Here is a 1,019-nt window from a genome sequence, read left to right as displayed (position 1 = left end):
CGCGACACCCGCCTGAACGGACTGGTGGTCGAAGGTCTCAATGAGAACCTGTCGATCCAGCAGTCGCTGGAGCGCATCAACGCCGCTGCCGGCAATGTCACGGTCGCTGGCGCCGGCGCCCTGCCGAGCCTGGTGGTTGGCGCTTCGCACACCACCAGCGGTTCGCTCGGCTCGCTGGCCGACAGCCGCGCCGCCACCAACACGACCGGCGCCAACGCCAATGTCGGCTGGCTGCTCGACCTCTTCGGCCAGTATCGCCGCTCGAAGGAAAGCGCCCAGGCTTCGCTCGACGCCGCCTACTCGACCGCCGACGTCGCCAAGCTCACCTATCTCCAGGATCTGGTGAACTCCTACATCAACGCCCGCTACTATCAGGAGCGCATCGCGCTCTCCAAGGCCAACCTGAAATCGCGCCAGGAAACCTACGAGCTGACCAAGTTCCAGCTCGATGCCGGTGCAGCCTCGCGTCTCGACGTCGTGCAGGCCGAAGGTCTGGTGCAGTCGACCCAGGCTGAAATCCCGGGTCTGGAAACCAACTTCCGCGTCGCCGCCCACCACATCGCCACCCTGCTCGGCAAGCCGGCCGGCTCGATGGTCGCTGAACTGCAGCGCGGCGGCTCGCAGCCGGTCTTCCGTGCCGGTATCGTCTCCGGCGTTCCGGCCGACCTGATCCGCAACCGTCCCGACATCCGCGTCGCCGAGCGCAATCTGGCCGCCGCCACCGCCAATATCGGCATCGCCATCAGCCAGCTCTATCCGACGATCTCGCTCTCCGGCTCGATCTCGCCGACCTATGTGCGCCCGGTTGGCGCCAATGGCGGCCTGACCAGCTGGTCCTTCGGCCCGACCCTGACGCTGCCGATCTTCGACGGCGGCCGCCTGCGCGCCAATGTCGATATCGCCAAGTCCGACGCCAAGACCCAGTATCTCGCCTGGAAGCAGGCGGTTCTGCAGGCGGTCGAGGAAGTGGAAAACGCGCTGTCGGCGGTTCGCCGCGATGCGCAGACGGTGGCCGCGCT

Annotated in this window: 1 protein-coding gene; it reads left to right on the top strand. The window is 66.9% G+C overall.

The features are described 5' to 3' along the window. Window positions 1–1,019, top strand: a 1,019-nt coding sequence (locus ACCD05_RS31735) for an efflux transporter outer membrane subunit (RefSeq protein WP_413397639.1), incomplete at both ends; no start/stop codon positions are given.

Origin of the sequence: Rhizobium sp. Rhizsp42, assembly GCF_047304155.1 — a bacterium.
Taxonomy (GTDB): domain Bacteria; phylum Pseudomonadota; class Alphaproteobacteria; order Rhizobiales; family Rhizobiaceae; genus Rhizobium.
This window is presented reverse-complemented; position numbering and strand designations above follow the sequence as displayed.